At 49.5% G+C, this 13,875-nt stretch carries 17 protein-coding genes; all 17 read right to left on the reverse strand.

Annotation, left to right across the window (positions count from 1 at the left end):
- Positions 1 to 23 precede the first annotated feature (23 nt).
- The 17 genes from E4K68_RS07450 to E4K68_RS07525 all read right to left on the reverse strand — a co-directional run bounded on the left by E4K68_RS07450 (position 24) and on the right by E4K68_RS07525 (position 13,773).
- On the reverse strand, positions 24 to 1,010 hold the full coding sequence (locus tag E4K68_RS07450; RefSeq protein WP_135378304.1) for a terminase: 987 nt from the start codon (positions 1,008 to 1,010) through the stop codon (positions 24 to 26).
- A 2-nt stretch (positions 1,011 to 1,012) separates the two neighbouring features.
- The gene (locus E4K68_RS07455; RefSeq protein ID WP_135378305.1) at positions 1,013 to 1,423 is read right to left on the reverse strand and encodes a hypothetical protein; all 411 of its coding nucleotides are present in this window, start codon (positions 1,421 to 1,423) and stop codon (positions 1,013 to 1,015) included.
- A 14-nt stretch (positions 1,424 to 1,437) separates the two neighbouring features.
- Complete coding sequence (locus tag E4K68_RS07460; RefSeq protein ID WP_135378306.1) at positions 1,438 to 3,639, reverse strand: phage tail tape measure protein; 2,202 nt, start codon at positions 3,637 to 3,639, stop codon at positions 1,438 to 1,440.
- On the reverse strand, positions 3,636 to 3,800 hold the full coding sequence (locus E4K68_RS20310; protein ID WP_158291386.1) for a hypothetical protein: 165 nt from the start codon (positions 3,798 to 3,800) through the stop codon (positions 3,636 to 3,638). The genes E4K68_RS07460 and E4K68_RS20310 overlap by 4 nt, the downstream gene beginning before the upstream one ends.
- A gap of 2 nt (positions 3,801 to 3,802) precedes the next feature.
- A complete protein-coding gene (locus E4K68_RS07465) occupies positions 3,803 to 4,204 on the reverse strand; it encodes an XkdN-like protein (protein WP_135378307.1) in 402 nt (133 codons plus the stop codon).
- Positions 4,205 to 4,249: 45 nt separating this feature from the next.
- Positions 4,250 to 4,678, reverse strand: a complete 429-nt coding sequence (locus tag E4K68_RS07470) for a phage tail tube protein (protein WP_135378308.1) — start codon at positions 4,676 to 4,678, stop codon at positions 4,250 to 4,252.
- Between the two features lie 11 nt (positions 4,679 to 4,689).
- Positions 4,690 to 5,535 (reverse strand): phage tail sheath subtilisin-like domain-containing protein, encoded by an 846-nt coding sequence (locus E4K68_RS07475; RefSeq protein WP_243450298.1) that lies wholly within the window; start codon positions 5,533 to 5,535, stop codon positions 4,690 to 4,692.
- 223 nt (positions 5,536 to 5,758) lie between these two features.
- Entirely contained in the window at positions 5,759 to 6,193 is a 435-nt protein-coding gene (locus E4K68_RS07480) for a DUF6838 family protein (protein ID WP_135378310.1), read from the reverse strand.
- Positions 6,190 to 6,609, reverse strand: coding sequence for an HK97 gp10 family phage protein (locus E4K68_RS07485; RefSeq protein WP_135378311.1), 420 nt, complete (start codon positions 6,607 to 6,609; stop codon positions 6,190 to 6,192). The genes E4K68_RS07480 and E4K68_RS07485 overlap by 4 nt, the downstream gene beginning before the upstream one ends.
- Positions 6,602 to 6,931, reverse strand: a complete 330-nt coding sequence (locus E4K68_RS07490) for a phage head closure protein (protein WP_135378312.1) — start codon at positions 6,929 to 6,931, stop codon at positions 6,602 to 6,604. The genes E4K68_RS07485 and E4K68_RS07490 overlap by 8 nt, the downstream gene beginning before the upstream one ends.
- A gap of 15 nt (positions 6,932 to 6,946) precedes the next feature.
- Complete coding sequence (locus E4K68_RS07495) at positions 6,947 to 7,561, reverse strand: head-tail connector protein (protein ID WP_135378313.1); 615 nt, start codon at positions 7,559 to 7,561, stop codon at positions 6,947 to 6,949.
- A gap of 56 nt (positions 7,562 to 7,617) precedes the next feature.
- Positions 7,618 to 8,082 carry a hypothetical protein gene (locus E4K68_RS07500; RefSeq protein ID WP_135378314.1) on the reverse strand — a complete coding sequence of 155 codons (465 nt, stop codon included), beginning with the start codon at positions 8,080 to 8,082 and terminating at the stop codon, positions 7,618 to 7,620.
- 26 nt (positions 8,083 to 8,108) lie between these two features.
- Entirely contained in the window at positions 8,109 to 9,398 is a 1,290-nt protein-coding gene (locus E4K68_RS07505) for a phage major capsid protein (RefSeq protein ID WP_135378315.1), read from the reverse strand.
- A gap of 43 nt (positions 9,399 to 9,441) precedes the next feature.
- Positions 9,442 to 10,236 (reverse strand): head maturation protease, ClpP-related, encoded by a 795-nt coding sequence (locus tag E4K68_RS07510; protein WP_135378316.1) that lies wholly within the window; start codon positions 10,234 to 10,236, stop codon positions 9,442 to 9,444.
- Positions 10,237 to 10,298: 62 nt separating this feature from the next.
- Positions 10,299 to 11,558 carry a phage portal protein gene (locus E4K68_RS07515; protein WP_135378317.1) on the reverse strand — a complete coding sequence of 420 codons (1,260 nt, stop codon included), beginning with the start codon at positions 11,556 to 11,558 and terminating at the stop codon, positions 10,299 to 10,301.
- Positions 11,559 to 11,575: 17 nt separating this feature from the next.
- Complete coding sequence (locus tag E4K68_RS07520; RefSeq protein WP_135378318.1) at positions 11,576 to 13,276, reverse strand: terminase TerL endonuclease subunit; 1,701 nt, start codon at positions 13,274 to 13,276, stop codon at positions 11,576 to 11,578.
- Positions 13,276 to 13,773, reverse strand: a complete 498-nt coding sequence (locus E4K68_RS07525; RefSeq protein WP_243450307.1) for a phage terminase small subunit P27 family — start codon at positions 13,771 to 13,773, stop codon at positions 13,276 to 13,278. Before E4K68_RS07525 ends, E4K68_RS07520 begins: the two co-directional genes overlap by 1 nt.
- Between the last annotated feature and the right edge of the window lie 102 nt (positions 13,774 to 13,875).

Below are 13,875 nucleotides of genomic sequence, written 5' to 3' on the forward strand. Positions count from 1 at the left end.
CGCTGTATGGGTTCTTAATAAGATCACCCCTTGCTATCCATGAGGTTTTTGTAGCTTAAATTGAGGCTCATCGTGTACAGCCCGGTGCCTGGTTCCCAGGTGTGGGTATCTCCGTCGATGAACATCACCGATTTTTGAAGATTACTGACGTAGAAAATCTCGGTATTCACTGCGTAACCCGTCCGACAGGCCCAATTTCCAAGAGCCGGTATAGTTACATCCTGGGTTATCCCGGTAAGCATACCGTTTGCTACTGTTTGGCTGTCCTTGTCTTTTTCCTTGGTGTAGTTGTCCTGGATCAATCCGTAGTCGTTAACCTGGGAGCTATTGCTGACCTCACTCACATAGTTGTTTTTATCGTCATAAATTTTGACCTTATTGACCATGCTGTCCATCGTATCGCGGTAGCTGGTGCTTAGGACGTTGCTTGTCGTGTCGCCAGATTGGGATCTCAAGGTGTAGCCAGCGACCGTCGCTCCCTTTTCTATCACACTTAGCTTCGTCCCATCCATGATCGGGATGTACTGTTTCCCGTTTGTCTTGCTCGCTTGGGTGTACATCTCCATGATCGCTTCGTACCCGGTCTTTTGAGCAATGAGTCGGTTCACTTTGATTCCCGTACTCGCGATGGCCCCGGCTGTGATCCCGAGCTCCGCGCACACCTTCTGGGTTGCGTCCTCCGGGGTCACATTCACAAAGTTATAAGTGACCTTCGATTTTATAAGATAAATCAAATAATCGTAGGCCGTAAACGACAGGATCTGGTTCGCTGAATCGAGCACCCGGTCCCAGGCCACGCCCCTGAATATCTCTTTCCCATCGAGTACCATCCACACCCTGGTCCCTGGCGATACCTGGGCCCTTGGTTGGTTCCTGTCCCAGATCGGGTATGCTAGTTTGATGTCTATTTTCCGGGCAGCCTGTGCCTTATCTCCAATATTGTTAATGCTCTCGATCACGTTGGTTAGGTCCATTGTCACCCCATTGTAGAAAGCGTATAGCTTAATCATGGTTAGCCCCCTAGGGTGATGGTTTTGTATTCTTTTAGGGTGAGGGTGAAGTAAACATCCCCGGTCCCGTCTTGCTCCCCATGCTCGAAGTCCTCGATGGTACACGTCAGGTTTATGCTCGTTCCGGTTATGAAGAACCGGATTGGCTTTCCTGTAGCCATCCATTTCTCGATGAGGTCTGTGCAGCTCTTGGGTGTTGGGAATGATCTGTATTGACAAAAGTTGTAATACCTGACCGGAAAGAAGGAAGTTATCGGTGGGATCTCCGCGAGCTTTGGTTTGCCTATAAAAGACACCTCTCCGATACTCTCCACGACCACCGAGCTATTGTTTAAAGCTCTTTTAATGGCATAGCTGTCGGGCGGGACGGGGAGGTGTAGACTATCTGTGCCTTGCGTTAGCCAAAATTCCATCAGTGTACCCTCCCCTATGCCATGTTTGTAGCTGTTGCGTTGATTTTCAGGACTAATGCGTTTGCGATCTTGTCGATGTCGGCTTCTTCACGGACGATGATGGTGTCAGCTAACTTCGGGATTGATATGCTGTTGCCGCTGGAGTTGAGTGTTGATCGAGCGTCTTTGATCCGGGTCCCTTTGGGCAGATCAACCTCCTCGGCCCCATGCTCCCCAACCAGGGTTCTTCCCCCGCCCCAGTAGCTTGTACCGAGCGCGTTTCGCCCGGCTTTCATGCCATCAGATGTGGTGTTGGTTGTTACGTTTACGGTCTTGTCCTCGGCCTTGGTGCCATTCCATTTGGTGAGCCAATCCCAAGCCTTTGATACCCACTCACAGATGTCTTGCCAATGCTTTACGACCTCATAAATAGCCAACCCCAAAGCTGCCAGCGCAAGAATAACCACTCCGATTGGGTTGGCGTCCATCGCTGCGTTGAATAACCATTGAGCTGCTGTGATAATGCCCGTCGCTTCGGCTGCACTAATCATCCCGAGCCTCTGTGCGATGAACAGACCTATTTGGATTGTGAGTACCGCGACCGTTTTCCAAGCCTGGAGTGCAAATGATATTAATGAAACAATCATTTGTCCGGTGAAAACTGCCGCGCTTATTCCAGCCTCGACTCCTGCGGATATGACGGAAGCAATTAATCCACCGACTATTTGGGCTCCGGTGATTACGGCCTGTGCTCCTATGGCGATTAAAGCTGGCCCGAAAACAACACCAATCGCGATGGCCACATTTCGTATGGCTGTCTCGTTGTCTTTCAGGGCTTGCCTGAAGTCGTTAAATTTCTTTTTGATAAGATCCCAGTGAGTTGTCACCAGGATCGCGGCTGCTGCCAAAGCCAAAAGAACCACAATAGCAATCCCGCCTGGAGTCGCGAGGTACTTCATAAGGCCACCCGCGTCTGCTATAGTTCTGGACATTTTCGTGAACGTGCCAATGGTGTCGCCGATGCTGTGGACCACTTTACCAAGCGTTAAAATAACAGGACCCGCTGCTGCCGCCATCAGCGCGTATTTCAGTATCGCTGCTTGCGTGGCTGGCGGCATCTCAGCAATCTTTTTAGCAAATCCCGCGACCGCATCGGACGCCGTTTTGAGGTATGGCGTTAGGTTTTCGAGGGAATTTAGAAGTTTCTCGGACACTGGGGCAAAGGCTACCTCCATAACGTGCCGCATCTTAGCCAATTTTCCGGAGAATGTTGCTGTATCGGCTGCCGCTTTATTGATCGTTTCTGGGCTGTCCTTGAGGGTTTGCATTAATTCGGATAAATCCATCCGTCCTTCCCGGATCGCCGCTGCCATGTCTGGTCCGGCTTTAGCACCGAACATACTGAGCGCCAGGGCATTGGCTTGGCCCGCCGTTCCTGCGGACTTGATTTTATCAATCATCCCTTGCAGCTCTTTTGCTGGTTCCTTGATGCCTTCTTTGGCCATCTTACCGAGCGCAATCCGCAGCGATCCTACGACCAGCTCGGTGTTGACGCCTTCCTTCTCAAACTTACCCAGCATTGCTCCACTTGTTTGCCAATCGAAGCCCATTTGTCTTAGTGGACCGCCGAATTGGGTCATAAGCTCTTGCAAACGCCCCACTCCGATCCCTGTGGTCTGACTAACCTTAAATGTGTAATCCAGGGCTTTGCTATAGTCGGCTTGCTTGATCCCCGCGTCCTGGAACATTCGCGTTGTTGCTGGTATTAAGGTGTTTAAATCTTCCCCGCTGATCTTGGCTAGTTTCAACATCTGAACAGATAAGTCTTGCAGGGGCTTCCCTGCCAGCCCGGTCCTAGTGTTCAGATCGGCGATGACCTTACTTGTGTCGTCCATGCTCGACGATACCTGGGTGTAGGTCGCCTTGAAATCATCGCTAAGATTCTGGAGATCCTTTCCGGTGGCCCCGGTTCCGACTCTTATGGTGTTCTGGGCTTTTTGAAAGTTCTCACCAAGCTTTAGTAGCCCGGCTCCGACCGCCAGAATAGGAACAGTAATTGTCTTGCTCAAGGTTTTGCCGACCTTCTCCATGTCCTTTCCGACCGCCACCATGTTGCGGCCCGCGTACGTCGCCTGGCGTTGGAATTGGGAAAGGTTCCCGTTGACATTCTTGAGCGTTCCGCTGAGTTGGTCCCTTAGTGTGATTACCGCGTCGATAACGTGTGCTATATTGTTCACCCCCCATCCTGAGAGTTTGCACGACGCCTTTCATCGATTTCAAAGGCTATAAAAGCCCGAAGTATCTTCTTTTCTCCGGACTTTTTGCTGTAATATTCTTGGGGAGTCATGTTCTTAAAACGAAAAAGAAGATAGGCTGTCTGAACATCCCTATCTTCCATGATTAGTTTTTTATGGTTTCTTCGTCCTCTTCATCTTTTTCATAACCCGACAGCTCGTTGATCGCGTTATAAAGATCATCAATTTCGCCGCTCAGGAGTAATTTCTTAATCAGTTCCTTCGGTGATGGCACTCCGAAGTGCTCCATGACCTCCTTGCTCTTGAACACTTCCGGGCAGCCTTCGATGATGATGAGGGTTTTCATGCTATACATATTGATCTTCTTAACATCGCCTTTGCGGATCTCCAGAGCACCCTCTTGGATCTCTGCGTACTTCTCCGCATCGACCGCCTTACAGGGGAATTCGATGGATTGCTTCAGTTTTTTGGACTGTATTGTGATAACCTTTGCCGGGACTTCAATTTTGCCCGCATCAAGTTTTAATAATTTCTCCACTAAGTTCATCAATGTTTTCCCCCTAAATTAAGTTGAAAAAGAGGCCGGGACCCACTAGATTAAATCCAGTAAATCCCAATCCATGAAGGTGAAAGGAATACTTTCTTCGCCGTTCTTCTTGGCTTCCCAATCGACCAGCGTCAGTTCGTCAAACATAACGTTTTTCAGAACGATTCGTTCTGCTCCAGCACTTTGTGGGTCGTCTAGGTTGGAGATGATGGTGAACTCTGGTGTTCTACCTAATTTGATGTTTGCACTGTTGGCCTTAATCATGGCAGAGCTCACTTTGTTCATCTTCAAGGTTCCTTTGAGCTCCATGCCTGTGACCTTCTGTCCAGCCACAAGGGTTCCGCACACATTTACTGCGGTCTTGGTCAGTGTTACTTTAGCCTGGAGTGCGGTTGTCTCTGCCATAAGATCCCCATTCAACCACATCTCGCCCCAGGTTCCATTGAGAACTTGATTTGCTGTATAGTTATCCATGGTTTACCTCCTTAGTTCAAATACAGATTGAGGTTCAAATCCTCCATTGCGTCGAGAGGGCGATTTGTTCCATTCAAGAAAACAGAGGACCCGGTGTTGGCCTTTTTAATGTCCAGTTCGCTCATTCCTGTGGTGTCGATGCCTTTACCTTGGAGGTATAACGTCTGGGCCTCTACGTCTAATCCGACGCTGTTCTTCCCCTTGTCGAGAAGAAGTTGGACCTCTAAACCTTCCAGGTACGCGTTGATTGCGGTAATGAGTAGGCACTTGTGATTGTAGTCGTTGGGCACTTTTCCGACGTAGTTATCGTTGTAGGTCTTTTTGATGTCGTTGTGCTCAAGGTCCATGATGTCTACGATCTTGCACTTCTGGAAGTCTGCGGTCTTATTTGTGGTTAAGGTGACGAGGCTGTTTACCGCTCTTGCGATCTTGACCTTCTCACCGTCGTTCATTAGCACAAATTGGCCAGCATCTACGGCTGTGTCGAATTGAGCCTTAGATAAATGCGGAACGTCTTTGACCTCTGGCAGCACTTGAAAGGTTGCGCTCATCGTCAAGGGGTTCCCTGCTAAGATCCCAGCAATCCGGCTACAGTAATCTTTTGCTGTGACCGTTCCTGACGCTACAACAATCCCGTCTGTAGCAAAGTTGATAATCCCTTCGTGGTCACTTGAAATGTTAGGGAGAACCATCTTTGATTTGATGTCCTTATTGTCTCTTAAAGCCTTTAGCCAGGTAGCGACAAGAGCTGCATCCGTAGGTCCAATGCCGGGAATAGCGCCGTAGTCAAACTTGACAGTTTCTAAATAGGCCATGGCTGCGGTATAATCTGACGCATCGGTCGGCTCGACGTACACGATTACACTGGTTGGTGCTTGCACTCCGCCCGTGTAGGCTAGGTTAATCTGATTTTGGTTGTAGGCTGTGAAATCGTCAGGGATTAGGGCTGGGTCTGTATATATATTGGCCCCGGCGTGAACATCGTCTTTAAGGACGAGGGCCACTACACCGCTTGAACCCCTTGTGATTGCGCTGACCGCTAAGGATTTAAAAATAACCTCTATATCCGGTAAACCCATGTTATTGACCTCCTAATTTTAAGATTAAGGTTTGCATTTCATCGGGTGCCGGGGTTGTATCTATGATCTCGTCATAGAAATTCAGGTCGATCTTCACCGAGTAGATCAGGTCGGTATCGTCCACCGCTTCTGCTCTTAAATTGCTGACCATCTTCTTCTGGTTTCCGATGGTTAGCGTCGGAGTTAGAAGCCCTTTCAAGGTGTCGTACATCTTGAGATTTTCTAAGTCCGTTTTGTTCTCCGAGAAGTACACGATCTCAACCATTACCGTATTTTCGCTGGTATCTCTTTTGAAGGTTTCGCTCGCTACCGGAGTAACCTCAACAAAAAAACAAGGCCGGGAGAATCCCTCCTTGACCTCGTTTCCATAAGTCTTTAACCCCACTGGGGCCAGCACATTGTTGATCGCCGTTTTGATGTCTACAAGTGTAATCATGATGCACCACCCAGAACACCATCAAGCCAATCCTCCACCGTCGCTGGTAAGGTTTGCTCAAGCTCCAGCATGGCTATCTCGACCATGTGTTTGCCCGGTACGAATCCGAGTGCTTGACCGTTTTTCTCGTTTCTAATAACGTGCCCTTTTTCAAGTAGATGGAAGAGTGGGCTTGTGTTAGTCATCGTGATATTCGTTCCATCTTTTAAATAATTTACCTTGGATAGTTTGTACTGGTTTTTAACGTGCTTTTTACTGACTCCGGTTGGGGTTTTGCTCTTGGCGCTGGCCTTCAGGGTCTTACCCAATTTGAGAAGGATTTCCTCCTCCTTGTATGGGTATTGGGCTCTGACCGCCTCCAGCTTTGCTTGGAATTCGCTGATCCCATCAAATGCTATTGTGAAATCATCAGCCATTTTTAACCACCCTCTCGATTGACATAATCTCCAGCGATTCGTTATGCTCGAAAGGATTGATGATGTCCTGAATGAGAAATATCCGGGTTTTAAACTGGATAGTCATATCAGGGGTGACACCCGCTAGGTATCGGATCGTTATTTTGTATGTCAGTTCGGCCTGGTACTTCTTAGCCTCGACATAATCTCTTCCGCTTACGGGTTCTATGCTTGCCCAGACCGTTTTGAAAACTGTTGGCGTGAGAATGGTATCCCCGACCGTGTTCTTGCTCTCCGTCGTGGTTAATATATTGATCCGCTTATTCAGGCACCCGATGTTCATCTCTCATCACCTCGCCTAAACCAAGGCTATCCGGTTCTGGGATAGCAACGATGAAACCGTGAAGGTCAACTCGACCGGGTTCACACCTCTGAGGTCGTTAACAACTACCCGGTTTTCGTACCAATGTGCAATAAGCAGCATCATGGCCTGTTTCACGCGGGCTGGTACATCCTCTGGGCCGTCACCGTACCCGCAAGTAAAACGAATCACCACAGGGTCAAGTGGATAGAGGATGTCAAGAGGGAAAACCTTGCCGAATGGTGGACTGATCCTGCCCAGAATTCCTCTGTTACTTACTGCGTACTCCAGCTCGGGTACCAGCGTATTTTCAACTCCTGCGGTGTCTTTGTAGGTGATGCTTTCGATGGTCTGGAGTTTGCCTTTGGGGATCTCTATAGCCATCGCTTCTGCTGAGAAGGGAAACCTTGGCAGCGCCATCTCCCAGGTTTGGGTGATATACGCTCGGTTCTGGAAGTTCTCGCAGTATTCCCGCGCCGAGACAATCAGTGAAGTTACATAGGCATCCTCCAGGGTGTCGTTTGTGGTATCAATCCTCAGATAGTTCTGTACGTCCGCTAGGCTCAAGGGCTCTACTGCGGGAGGTGTAATTAAAGTTAAGTTGTAATGCAAACCATCACCACCCTAAAAACAAGGGACAGGGTTTAAGCCCTGCCCCTTGCGTGATATTAAACTAAGACTGTGTCGGGAATCTCGCTCTCGAATCGTCCGTCAGTCAACACAGCAACAACCCCGCCCGCGATTGGGTCGTTTACGACCTCCACAGATGTCAGTCGAACGTAGTTATAGCCGGATAGTGCGAGTGATTCGTCGGTTACGAAAATCTTATAAACTTTATTGGCGGCGGCAGCCGTTGTGAATCCAGCAGCAGTTGCCTGGGTGATTGCTCCGTAGGTGTCACCGCTTACGCACGCCTGGTAGAAGAAAGGAATTGCCGTAGTAAGGGTTGGGGTTACGTCGCTGCAAGCCTCGATTGAGATTGTCGCCGTGCCAACCGCACCAGCACCGAATTGGACTACGAAGCAAGCGCTTCCGTAGTTTTTCATGTTAATGACATCCGTGGATACTGTCCCGGAGAACGCATCAGCAGCCGGGGGCAGGGCATTTACTACATGGTTAAGGTTATCTAACATTGTATTTCCTCCTCGTATTTTAATTATTAGCGTGCTGCAAGAGTAACGAATGGGCTGAGGGTGTTCGATCCTTTGAATGGTGTGAGTGCGCTTTTCCAGATCGGTTGTCCATCTACACGATAGATGAATCTGAAAACACTCTCGTCATAAAGGAAGCGAACGTGAATAGAAGATGCAGCGTTCACGCCGCCTTTGTCGATGAGAAGGTACTGGCTCAAGTCAACGAGGGAAATATCACCGAGCGATCCGATGGTGTTGGCCTGCTCCACTGGAATTACTGGTCTGCCGAACAGTGTACCGTAAGGTTGGTCAGAAACTCCGTTCGCTGGCATATACACAGGAACGCCGCCCGTGCCTACTGCGATGGTCATTTGTGCGAGCTGTGGCTCGATGTCTTGGTTAACCAACCATACAGCGTCTTGACGGGAACGGCCCCAACAACGCGAGTACATTTTTAAGACGTTCTGGGTTACGATGGTCCCTGCTGATTGGCTACCTTCTTTGTCCACTGTGACAAGCGCACCAGATTTCATAAAGCCGAGAGGTTGTCCGGCTCCAAGTCCGTTCATAATCGCGTCATCCATCTTGAAGCCGAATTCTTCCGCGAAGGCTTGACCGATGATAGCTTCTAGGGCCGTTGCATCCTGGAGAAGCTCGTCGGTAGCATAGCAGAGGCCCGTCAACTTTTTGAGTTTCAGCTCGACTTTGTTAAACTTAGGCTTTTTGCCTGTTAAAACATCAGCTTCGTTCTCCCAGAAAGACTGAATTCCACCCCAGCGACTACCGTTTGCACGGCTTGTCTCGTCGATCCCGTTAGCTTCGAGTGCGTTGCTGGTTGGGCTGATGGGGATCTTGCGGCATTTGGAAGCTAGGATTCCAGTTTCATAGGTCTTTTGGAGTAATTCTTTGGCGAAATCCTCACCTACGAGGAAACCACCGTCAGAAGGTACGGACTCGCCCATGCCGCTGGCTGCGTTTTGCATTAACAGTCTTTGGTCCGGGGTTGCACCTTGCTTGGAAGCTGCATAAACAGCCGTGAGGAATTCAGCGTTGTTTTTCCACAATACTTTTTTATTGTCTTTCGGCTGTGCCCAGAGTGGCTCGTTTACAGGCTTTTGAGCCTCAGCTTTAGCCTTTAACTCTTCGGCTTCCATAGCGTCTACTTGCTTTTGGACCTCAATCTTGGCGTTGATGGTTTGTATCTCAGTAAGCACTGCCTCGATTTCTTCTTTTGTAGCGCCTTCCTTTGCGGTAATTCCTTGAGCTTTTGCCTTCAGGCTTGCTTTTGCAGCTAACAATTTTTCCATTTCAGTCATTATTTCGTGCCTCGCTTTCTTTTCATGGGAATAAAAATAGCCTTTAGAGCTCACACTCCAAGGCTAAAATTGCTTTTGCTTTTGCTATTTCGTCGTCTGTGGGTCCTTCTGGGGCCGGGTTTTCGGTCGGTTCTTCCGGAATAACGGGGTCCGTTGGGGCCTCAGTGGGCTCTGCTTCTGCTGTAATCTTGATAAATCCAGGTGTGTTTCGGTACTTAGCGAGGATTTCAAAGTCCCTAACACTTGCCGCCAGCGACATTTCCTCTTCCATAACGTCACACAGCCCGAGATCCATACATTCCTGGGCGGTCAGCCAGGTTTCGGCATCAAGCAAGGCCACCAGGTCCTCCTGGCTCATGTCGGTCGCTTTTGCCAAGTAGGTTTCTTGGATGCTCTCGCTGACTTTGTCTAAGGTGTCAGCCATAGTCCGCATTTCGTTGGCGTTGCCGTAGACCCCGCTCATCGGATGGTGGATCATCATCATTGCGTTGGCTGGCATATGGATCGTGTCACCCGCCATGGCGATCACCGAGGCGATACTGGCTGCCAGACCATCAACGTGCATATTCACGGTTGCCGGGTGTCGTTTTAATTGCGAGTAGATAGTCTGACCCGCGAAAACATCACCGCCCGGTGAGTTGACATACACATTCAGGGCCGATATATCGCCAAGGGCATCAAGTTCAGCCTTGAACGACGTTGGTGTTACCTCGTTACCATCACTAAACCAGCCGCCTTGTGAATCCGCGATCTCACCATAGATCGTCAGCTCGCCTTCGTTATTGGCCAGCGCCTTGAAAGCCCAGAATTTCTTTTTTGCTGCCGTTTTCTTTGCCACTTTTTTATCTCACCTCCTTCGTCGGGGCATAATAAAATAGCATTGATTAAATGCTTTAAGGCTTACTTGTCTGTGATTATTTTGTGGATCGCATCCACCATGGCCTTCGCTTGGTCGGCCTGTTGGATCTTGCCCGCTTCGCCCATATTCAAAGGCTGCATATAAATGTCGCCGTTCGGTATGGGTGGCATATTTTCGAGCTTGTGGATGTCGTTGACACTGAGCCAGCCCCACTGTCGCCCTTGGGCATAGGCCGTGGCCCGGCTTACTGCGTCACCCCGGAGAAGCGAGTCCATCTTAAACTCAATATAGTAACCAGCCATTCTCTCCTTGTCGGTGAGGAGCTGCATATTGATGTTTTCTTCCCACCGTTTGAAGATCGGGAGCATGGTGTACATCACAAATTCGAGGCTTTGTTGCTCGATATTGTTGTTGGTACTGTGTCCTAAGAGCTGGATCAAGTGCTGCGGCACTCGGTAAATGCGGCAGATGTCCTCTGCCTGGAAGCTCTTGCTCTCCAGGAGTTGTGCGTCCACCGGGTTGACCGTATGTGGAGTGAACTTCATCCCGCCTTCTAGCAGCATCGGTGTACCCGACCGTTTAAGCCCTGCGTAGTTATGCTTCAGCTCTTTCTTTAATCGGTTAAATGATTCTTCTCCGAGCTCGCCCGGTACGTCGAAGGTCCCGGATGGATTGGCCCCGTTCTTGTAGAAGTTGACTCCAAACTGTTCATACGACATTCCCAGCTTAATGGCTGAGGCCGCGTAGCTGATCGGCGAAAGGCCGACGATTCCGTCGAGGCTTAGGTTTGGAACGTGAAACACCTGGTCTCTGGTCAGGGTCTTGGTTGAGAGCCCATCCCGTATGGTGTAGACGAGTTTCTTAGTGTCCCGGTCCCTGGCGATCTCCACTTTGGTATGCTCGTATGGGTACAGTCCGACTAATTTACCCCGCCCATTGACCAGTCGCTCGCAGACCGTGTTGCCTCCCAGGTTCAGGCTGCTCATGCACGCTTCTTTGAAGTTGAAAGGAGACATCTCCTCGTTTGGCTTATTGTGGAGAATGTCATAAATGGCAAGATCTTTGACCGCTTCCCGTTCACCGTCTTTGTCCTTCCGGTATAGTACAGCAGGCATACAAGCGAAGGTTTCAGCCAGCACTTTGTTACAAGCAAACACAGCCGTATATTTCATAGCAGTTGCTGCATCTACCTCTGTGTTGAGTGAACCTTCATCCAAATCAGCCCCGTTCATAAAATCTCTTATATACTCGTTCATGCTTTGGTCGCTGAACGCCAGCCTCACTCTATCTGTAAATTTCAAATCTTTACCACCTCCTTCTATAACAAACTCCTCATGCCGCGCTTTTCGTAAACGAATTTAATGTCTGTTACCAGTGCTCGGACAAAGGCGTTTAGCAAGGCTGCTATAGGGTCGATTCGTTCTTTACTCTTGGACTTGTCCAATTGTATATTGCCATTATGATCTTCCCGTATGATCGCGTTGCTAACGGCCCAGGTCAGGACCGGGTTGTTATTGTGAATTATTTTTCCGTCATAAACTCTGGCCCTAAAGTCTTTGGTCGGTTCACTAAGAGTTAGTTTTCCTTGAGGAATGTCCACCGGGCAATAGCCCTTTGTCTCCAGTTGGTATCGCAGCCAGGTAGCAAGTGCCCTATCGAAGCAGACCTCACTCTTGAACCATTTGTTCTCCATGTAGATGTCGTCCATATACTTTAGGACGTAGTTGTAATCCACGGAGGCCCCTGGGGTAGCTGTGATCCACTTCTGCTCCACCCATAAAGCGTAAGGAACATTATCCGAGGAGGTCTTGGCAGCTAGGGTGTCCTCTGGAATAAATGAGTGAGATAGAACTGCTGTCCTCCCATCCGGTAGAGGTACCTCGAAGCTGACGCTCGTCAAGTCAAGCGTTGAGGATAAGTCAACCCCCGCTATGACGGGGAGCCCTGCCACATCGGGCCACGGGTTTGATTCGCTCACGCCACACTTTCCCCACTTGGTCATCGCCATATAGCCGTTCTCCTTCTGGTCTACCCAGACGTTCATGTTTTTTGTGAGGAAGTTTCGCATCTTTTCGGGCGCGTCCAGCGCCTCCCGCATATCCTCTCGAACACCTTCGATTCCCTCTGGGTATGAACACAGAATCGGGTTGGCCTTTGGCCAGTTCGACTCGTCCTTGATGTCGTCGCCTTCGTCCAGCTCGCAGATCATAATGTAATACTGGTCGTTCTCGACCGGGGAGTTCGGGTCAAGGATCTTAGAAACGTAGTCGTATTCGACTCGGTAGCATGGGTTGTTCAGGTCGAACCCTGCCGTGGTAATAATCATAACCAACGGTTGCCGCCTGGCGTTCTTACCAGAGGTCAACATGTCGAGCATCTCTGAGGTCGCGTGGAGGTGATACTCGTCTACGATCCCACACTGGACATGCGTTCCATCGCCAGTCTTACCATCCTCTTTGCTCAAGGCTTCCATGAAGGAGCCGGACTTCTTGTGGTTTATTCGTCCGTAGGCGATGGTGTATTTGCCCTTTAGCTCGGCGCAGCGAAGCAACATCATTTTTGCTTCGTTCCAGACGATCTTCGCCTGTTTGGTTTTGGTGGCTGCACAGTATACCTCCGACGCAGATTCTCCGTCAGCGAAAACTTCAAACAGCCCGACAAGTGCTTCTTCCTGGCTCTTGGCGTTTTTCCGACCTACTTGTTTGTAAGTCTTTCTGAATCTCCGCAGCCGGGTGTCCTTGTGGACCCACCCAAAAATGTTACCGTAGTCGAACCGCTGGTTCGGCTGGAGGACTATGGGTTGTCCTTCAAGCACGCCCTTGGTGTGTTTGAACAGGCTGCACCAATCATAGAACCGTTCCGCTTTCTCTCTATCAAAAACAAAAGGGAACCCTTCGGTTCCTTGCCTGTCTACATCTCTGAGAAATCTTTGGCACGCCCATTGGTGTTTCTGGCCAGCTATGATCGTACCCGCTATGATGTCCTGCGAATACTGCACAAGCTCGTCGAGAAGATCCATCACACATCACCAAATTTCCTCTCGAAGTCCGTCTGAGGCTTTGGCGCTTCTTTCGGGGTTGCGAGTCTAAGTCTTGCCGTTGGAGTAAGACCAAACTCGGAACAGTATCTCTTGTAGATGTCGCTATACTTATTCGCAATGGCGACATAAGGATTCGGGACGACGTTCTTGTTGCCGCCCTTGTTCGTGTACGTCACCAGCATCCCGTGTTTCTCGATTTCCTGGTTTGATTTAATAACTTTTGAGTAAGCATCGCAGCAAATCGCCAGGGCCCCGATGTCTATATTCGTTAAAAGCTCAAGATCGAGCAAGTCTTTACTCAACACAGCCCAATGCTCTTTTGCGGCTTCGTCGAGCCAATCCGGGCATTGGATGTTATCTGCGTTCGGGCTGTACTTCGCTTCGAGGGCCCGTCTTTCTTCAATTTCTGCTTTGGATAAATGCTTTTTACCGTCGAGAACGACGATGTCAATTGGCTTTATTGGCCTTCCTGCCATGTTTTCCACTCCTTTCCACCCCCTCGGGCTTTTATAAAGGGCAGTTTTTACGAGCTTGCCGGGGCATCGGTCCGGCTGTAAAATTTTCAGAGTAAATGACCC

It is taken from the genome of Desulfosporosinus sp. Sb-LF (assembly GCF_004766055.1).
GTDB lineage: Bacteria > Bacillota > Desulfitobacteriia > Desulfitobacteriales > Desulfitobacteriaceae > Desulfosporosinus.

Bases quoted from the DNA above. Each gene is read 5' to 3' on its own strand.
- E4K68_RS07500 (WP_135378314.1), bottom strand. From the start codon at position 8,082: ATGTTAGATAACCTTAACCATGTAGTAAATGCCCTGCCCCCGGCTGCT.
- E4K68_RS07455 (WP_135378305.1), bottom strand. From the start codon at position 1,423: ATGGAATTTTGGCTAACGCAAGGCACAGATAGTCTACACCTCCCCGTC.
- E4K68_RS07525 (WP_243450307.1), bottom strand. From the start codon at position 13,773: ATGGCAGGAAGGCCAATAAAGCCAATTGACATCGTCGTTCTCGACGGT.
- E4K68_RS07520 (WP_135378318.1), bottom strand. From the start codon at position 13,276: ATGGATCTTCTCGACGAGCTTGTGCAGTATTCGCAGGACATCATAGCG.
- E4K68_RS07465 (WP_135378307.1), bottom strand. From the start codon at position 4,204: ATGAACTTAGTGGAGAAATTATTAAAACTTGATGCGGGCAAAATTGAA.
- E4K68_RS07450 (WP_135378304.1), bottom strand. From the start codon at position 1,010: ATGATTAAGCTATACGCTTTCTACAATGGGGTGACAATGGACCTAACC.
- E4K68_RS20310 (WP_158291386.1), bottom strand. From the start codon at position 3,800: ATGGAAGATAGGGATGTTCAGACAGCCTATCTTCTTTTTCGTTTTAAG.
- E4K68_RS07505 (WP_135378315.1), bottom strand. From the start codon at position 9,398: ATGACTGAAATGGAAAAATTGTTAGCTGCAAAAGCAAGCCTGAAGGCA.
- E4K68_RS07490 (WP_135378312.1), bottom strand. From the start codon at position 6,931: ATGAACATCGGGTGCCTGAATAAGCGGATCAATATATTAACCACGACG.
- E4K68_RS07485 (WP_135378311.1), bottom strand. From the start codon at position 6,609: ATGGCTGATGATTTCACAATAGCATTTGATGGGATCAGCGAATTCCAA.
- E4K68_RS07480 (WP_135378310.1), bottom strand. From the start codon at position 6,193: ATGATTACACTTGTAGACATCAAAACGGCGATCAACAATGTGCTGGCC.
- E4K68_RS07470 (WP_135378308.1), bottom strand. From the start codon at position 4,678: ATGGATAACTATACAGCAAATCAAGTTCTCAATGGAACCTGGGGCGAG.